The 4,839-nt window shown below is 26.0% G+C and carries 7 protein-coding genes and 1 pseudogene; 1 reads left to right on the top strand and 7 read right to left on the bottom strand.

All coding sequences use genetic code 11. The features are described from left to right. Window positions 1-282 precede the first annotated feature (282 nt). Both ACRC28_RS12370 and ACRC28_RS12365 read right to left on the bottom strand, forming a co-directional pair. Window positions 283-672, bottom strand: a complete 390-nt coding sequence (locus tag ACRC28_RS12370) for a HEPN domain-containing protein (RefSeq protein ID WP_438543753.1) — start codon at window positions 670-672, stop codon at window positions 283-285. Between the two features lies 1 nt (window position 673). Continuing rightward, entirely contained in the window at window positions 674-1,033 is a 360-nt protein-coding gene (locus ACRC28_RS12365) for a nucleotidyltransferase domain-containing protein (RefSeq protein ID WP_438543752.1), read from the bottom strand. A gap of 192 nt (window positions 1,034-1,225) precedes the next feature. Here ACRC28_RS12365 and ACRC28_RS12360 point away from each other — a divergent pair, with 192 nt between their 5' ends. Further along, window positions 1,226-1,564: a DUF5661 family protein gene (locus ACRC28_RS12360; RefSeq protein WP_438543751.1), complete on the top strand. Its 339-nt coding sequence runs from the start codon at window positions 1,226-1,228 to the stop codon at window positions 1,562-1,564. A 111-nt stretch (window positions 1,565-1,675) separates the two neighbouring features. Here ACRC28_RS12360 and ACRC28_RS12355 read toward each other — a convergent pair whose 3' ends face one another. The 5 genes and pseudogenes from ACRC28_RS12355 to ACRC28_RS12335 all read right to left on the bottom strand — a co-directional run. Next, window positions 1,676-2,713: a M42 family metallopeptidase gene (locus ACRC28_RS12355; protein WP_438543750.1), complete on the bottom strand. Its 1,038-nt coding sequence runs from the start codon at window positions 2,711-2,713 to the stop codon at window positions 1,676-1,678. A 129-nt stretch (window positions 2,714-2,842) separates the two neighbouring features. Next, window positions 2,843-3,262: a universal stress protein gene (locus ACRC28_RS12350; RefSeq protein ID WP_438543749.1), complete on the bottom strand. Its 420-nt coding sequence runs from the start codon at window positions 3,260-3,262 to the stop codon at window positions 2,843-2,845. Between the two features lie 84 nt (window positions 3,263-3,346). After that, the gene (locus ACRC28_RS12345; RefSeq protein ID WP_438543748.1) at window positions 3,347-3,919 is read right to left on the bottom strand and encodes a hypothetical protein; all 573 of its coding nucleotides are present in this window, start codon (window positions 3,917-3,919) and stop codon (window positions 3,347-3,349) included. Window positions 3,920-3,923: 4 nt separating this feature from the next. Beyond that, window positions 3,924-4,478 (bottom strand): hypothetical protein, encoded by a 555-nt coding sequence (locus ACRC28_RS12340; RefSeq protein ID WP_438543747.1) that lies wholly within the window; start codon window positions 4,476-4,478, stop codon window positions 3,924-3,926. A 5-nt stretch (window positions 4,479-4,483) separates the two neighbouring features. Further along, a pseudogene (locus tag ACRC28_RS12335) lies at window positions 4,484-4,839 on the bottom strand (sodium ABC transporter ATP-binding protein); the annotation flags it as partial.

The following is a 4,839-nucleotide window of genomic DNA, read 5'->3' as shown; positions in this document are numbered from 1 at the left end:
TTATTATTAAATGTACTTTTTAAATATCCGTCCCCTATTAAAAATCTAAAAAACATTAAATATATATGTAAATTTTAATTTTACTATAATTTATCAATTAATTCTTACTATTCCTATCATATTTCTACTAAGAAATATCTTTTTTAATTAAATTTATAAAAAATATACTAATTTTTTATGAATACACTTTCTATTTATAGATTCAAGTAGTCAAATTTATACTAAAATTAAAATAAGGCTCTATTTAAGTAAAGTTAGAACTCTACTTAAATGGAGCCTTATTTATTTTCTAATACTTTCTCTTATATTCTTCAAAATTTCTAATAATTCAAAAAACTGCTCTATATAGTCTTCATACTCTTCTTTATCTAAAATCTCATAATCATCTGATGCATATCTTCTACTAAAATAAAAATCTTTTAAATCTCTACATAAGCTTTTATATTTTTTCACTTCTGGATAGTCTTGTCTATATAATAATTCTAACAATTTAACTAAATTATGTTCTCTACTAACTAACCCATATCTAGATTGTACAATTCCCTTTATGTTCTTTTCTATACATTGCTGGCAATGTACAAGCACCCCATCTTCTAATCCATCTATATCTTTTGTATTTAAAATAAATTTTTCATCTATATCTGCAAAATAAAACATATCTTTATTTCCCATGTTACCACTCTCCTATATCAATTAAATCTTTTATTATATCTTTCTCAAAAGAAACTTTTTTTGAAAGTTCACTAAACCTAGTTTCTTCATATAATTTTATATCTACCGCTCTTTTTATACTTTCTTCTTCAATTTTATCTTCTATATCATTTCTAAGTTTTCTTAAACTTTTTATTTCTAGTCCTTCATTTATCAGAACTAACACATCTATATCACTATCTTTAGAATACCTTCCCTTTGCTATTGAACCAAAAAGATACACCTTAGATTTTTTTACGACTTTCATTATCACTTCTTTTACTCTTTTTATTTCTTCTCTAACTTCATCATCCAAAGTATAATTTACATCGCTTTTTATCATAACTTCACTAAACTCCTCCCGTTTATTTTAATTTATTACCATAATTATATTAAAATATTCAAAAACTCTCAACTCTCCTATTCTCACTCATTAATTCACTTTCTCTATTTTTTCACTCTTAAAATTTACAATCACAATCTCTACACTTTAAAATATCATACTAATAGAAATACTTATTAGGAGAATTTAAAAATGCAAAACGATACAACTAATAACAACTTTTTTATCGACCAATCTAATCATTGCCGATATAAAGTAAAAACTCATTTTACTGTAGAAGAAGCCTCTATAGTAGCTAGAATACTAAAAATTTGCTTCTCTAATGAACTTTTTGATATCTATGATTTTACCCAAGGTATGAATGTAGAACTTGAACATGGTGCAAGATCACCTAAAACAAATGTTACTGATGATGATCCACTTCTTACAGGTAAAATAGCATTAGCTCATTTAAATGAGTTTCCTGATTACTATGTTAGATTAAAAAAATTAGAGGAAGAAGCCTCTGCATATTGGCATCCTAAATTTTAATGTGCCTACTTAATAAACTATTCCGAGATTAATTCTATACCTATAAAAATCTAAAAGAGCATAATAGATAAAACTTACTCTATTACGCTCTTTTAATTTATTACAAATAATCTATTTACTTAAATATGCAATTAATAATTTTATTGTGTTTTCTATTGCTATATAATGTGTTCTTTCCATTCCATGACTTGCATGAACTCCAGGACCTATAAGGGCACCTCTAATATCATTTCCACCTCTAAGTGCTGCACTTACATCTGAACCATACATAGGATATATGTCCACTGCGTAATCTATGTTGTTTTCTTTTGCTAGATTTACTAAGTCAGTTGTCATATTAAAATCATATGGTCCACTACTATCTTTTGCGCAGATTGAAACTTGATATTCATTGCAAGATAAATCATCTCCAATACATCCCATATCTACTGCAATAAGTTCTGTAATATCACTTGGAATATATGATGAACCATGTCCTACTTCTTCATATACTGAAATTAATATTTTTGTTTTATATTTTAATTTTATATTTTCTCTTTTTATTAATTCAAGCATTGAAAGTAATGCTGCAACGCTTCCTTTATCATCAATAAATCTTGATTTTATAAATCCACTTTCTGTTATAACAGTTTTTGGGTCTATAAAAATGAAGTCTCCTGGATTTATTCCTAACTCTTCTACGTCTTTTTTATTTTTAACTACTTCATCAATTCTAATTTCCATGTTTTTTTCATCTCTAGGTTTTGATTTACTATCCTCAAAAACATGTGCTGCTGGACTTGTACTTAAAAATGTTCCAGTATATATTTTTCCATCTCTTGTTCTTATCGTGCAATATTCACTATCTAGAGTTGGTACTATAGGTCCACCTAATATTGTAAACTTTAAAGTTCCACTTGGAGTTATTGACCTAACCATTGCACCTAAGGTATCTACATGTGCACAAAGTCCTATAGTTTGCTCGTTACTTTCTCCATCAATTGTAATTATTCCACAACCTTTGTTAGTTTTTTCAAAGTTATACCCATATTCTTTAACAATTTCTTCTATTTTGTTTATTATTTCAAAACAAAATCCTGTAGGGCTATCAAATTCTAATATTTCTTTTGCTCTTTTTAAAACAAGTTCTTTATCTACTTTATAATTCATCTTCAAACCTTCTCTCTAAATTTATTTTCCTTATAAAATTATTTTAACATTATTTTTAAAGATAAGATTACTTATTTTTATAACACTTTAAATTTTCCCAAATAAAAAAAGCCATAAAATGGCTTTTTTCTATTCTTGAACTTCTGGAACTATAACTAAAATACATTTTGTTTTTTTAGCAACATGTGCTGTTACTGAACCAACAATTCCTGTAAATTTTTTCTTTGTATTTTTCCCCATTATAATTACTTCAACATTATTTTCTTCTGCGTAATCTAAAATTTCATCTCCTGCATATCCAAAAGAGAATTCTCCTGTGCAGTCATAATCTGATAAATAAGACATTGCTTTTTCTAATATCTTTTGTCCTAAAGCTTCAGCAACCTTTATTTCGTCTGCCATAACTATTCCACTTACAAATACAATCTCTTTAACATGCATTAAAATTATTTCAACCTTTGATGGGTCATAAAAATCTTTTAAATACTCTAAAGATATTAAGCTCTTTTCGCTTCCATCTATAGGAATTAGTACTTTTCTTTTACTCATCTAAATCACTCCTATCTTTTCTTTTTGTTTTATTATACCAAATTTTTATACTATTATTTTACAGTTCTTAAAATGTTAATTATATTATTTAGCCACAATTTTAAGTTTTCTATAATATTTTCTTCCAAAGCTTAAAAACCATACTAGTAAAACACCAATACTTATAATTAAAAATATATTAAATACATATATTGCCGACTTCTCTGTTACTATAATTAATATAAAAAGAGTTAATGGAAGTATTATGTGTATATTTTTTAATACTATTCCTATATTATTTTCCTCTATATTAAATTCTACAACCTTAATAAAGACAATTCCAATCATAACTATTACTACTCCAAGACTTTGCACTATATATCCCACCTTATATTGTCCTAGAAAAAATGTAATTATACAAATGATTGAAAAAATTCCTATCATTATAAATGAAGTTAAGATTTGTGATTTTAAAATTTCCTTCCTATCAACTGGTAACACATTTAAAAACTTATCACTCTTTCTCGATTCTAAAAACATTGTGATTCCATTCATTCCCAATATAAACATAACAAAATTAGATGTTCCTGTTCCCCCTAAAAGCAAACCTATAAAACTATATACAATTAGCATTAATGCCATTCTTCTTAAATCCATTTTCACAAGCTCTTTAACCATATTATCACTCCATACTTATTCCTTTATTCCCTAATTTCTTAAGAATCTTTCCATAAATAAATATAAAAAAGATTCCTATCCAAATTAAAGTTCCCATAGTAAATAATTTTAATAACTGAATATCCTTAAATGCATATACCATCCATATAAATAAATATCCCAATGAATTAGTTAAATACTTCATATTTCCTAGAAGTTCTCCTATTATAACAATACATCCATACCCTATCATTATTATAAGTACTGAATAAAACTGTATTGTTACATTATAAAGACCTGCCCTCATTATATAAAAGGCTCCTATCCCCCCTAACATTAATATTCCAATACAAATATTTGCCTTTAACATTTCTTTTTCGCTAACAGGCATTATACTATGCATCTCAGCTTTTCTTCCTACAAAACCCCAAATAATTAAAGGTACAAATACGATAAAAGTAAATTCTCCATCTAAATTTGTATAAAAAATATCTCTATTAACTGTAATTATAAATATTCCCCAGAAAAACCATATATCCATAGCACTTTCAATCTTAAATTTTATTAATTCTAATACCATAGCTTTTAGCCCTCCTTTGTAAGATGAACTATTATTTGGTCTAAACTTGCCTCTTCAAAAACTAAATTTTCTTTTATAGCTTTTAATTTTTCTTTTTCATTTGTTATAGCTTCAAAACCATATTTATGAAGTCGTATCCCTTTTAAATATTTCTTTATCTCTTCATTTAAATCTTCTTTCTTTCCTTTAACTAAAACCGTTTCTTCTATTAATTTGTCTTTTTCTAAACTAAACTCTATTCTTCCTTTTTTAACAAAGGTAATATAATCTGCAATTCTTTCTAAATCTGTAGTAACATGAGTTGAATATAAAACTGATATTTCCTCATTTTCAACTAATTCAAAAAGAATATCTAAAAGTT

This window comes from Clostridium sp. (assembly GCF_051650885.1).
Classification (GTDB): domain Bacteria; phylum Bacillota; class Clostridia; order Clostridiales; family Clostridiaceae; genus Clostridium.
Note: the sequence above shows the minus strand (reverse complement) of the source record. Positions and strands in the feature narration are given on the sequence as shown.

What these genes read in the sequence shown, in the direction of transcription:
- ACRC28_RS12340 (WP_438543747.1), bottom strand. Translation starts at nt 4,478, where the DNA reads ATGGTATTAGAATTAATAAAATTTAAGATTGAAAGTGCTATGGATATA.
- ACRC28_RS12365 (WP_438543752.1), bottom strand. Translation starts at nt 1,033, where the DNA reads ATGATAAAAAGCGATGTAAATTATACTTTGGATGATGAAGTTAGAGAA.
- ACRC28_RS12355 (WP_438543750.1), bottom strand. Translation starts at nt 2,713, where the DNA reads ATGAATTATAAAGTAGATAAAGAACTTGTTTTAAAAAGAGCAAAAGAA.
- ACRC28_RS12360 (WP_438543751.1), top strand. Translation starts at nt 1,226, where the DNA reads ATGCAAAACGATACAACTAATAACAACTTTTTTATCGACCAATCTAAT.
- ACRC28_RS12345 (WP_438543748.1), bottom strand. Translation starts at nt 3,919, where the DNA reads ATGGTTAAAGAGCTTGTGAAAATGGATTTAAGAAGAATGGCATTAATG.
- ACRC28_RS12370 (WP_438543753.1), bottom strand. Translation starts at nt 672, where the DNA reads ATGGGAAATAAAGATATGTTTTATTTTGCAGATATAGATGAAAAATTT.
- ACRC28_RS12350 (WP_438543749.1), bottom strand. Translation starts at nt 3,262, where the DNA reads ATGAGTAAAAGAAAAGTACTAATTCCTATAGATGGAAGCGAAAAGAGC.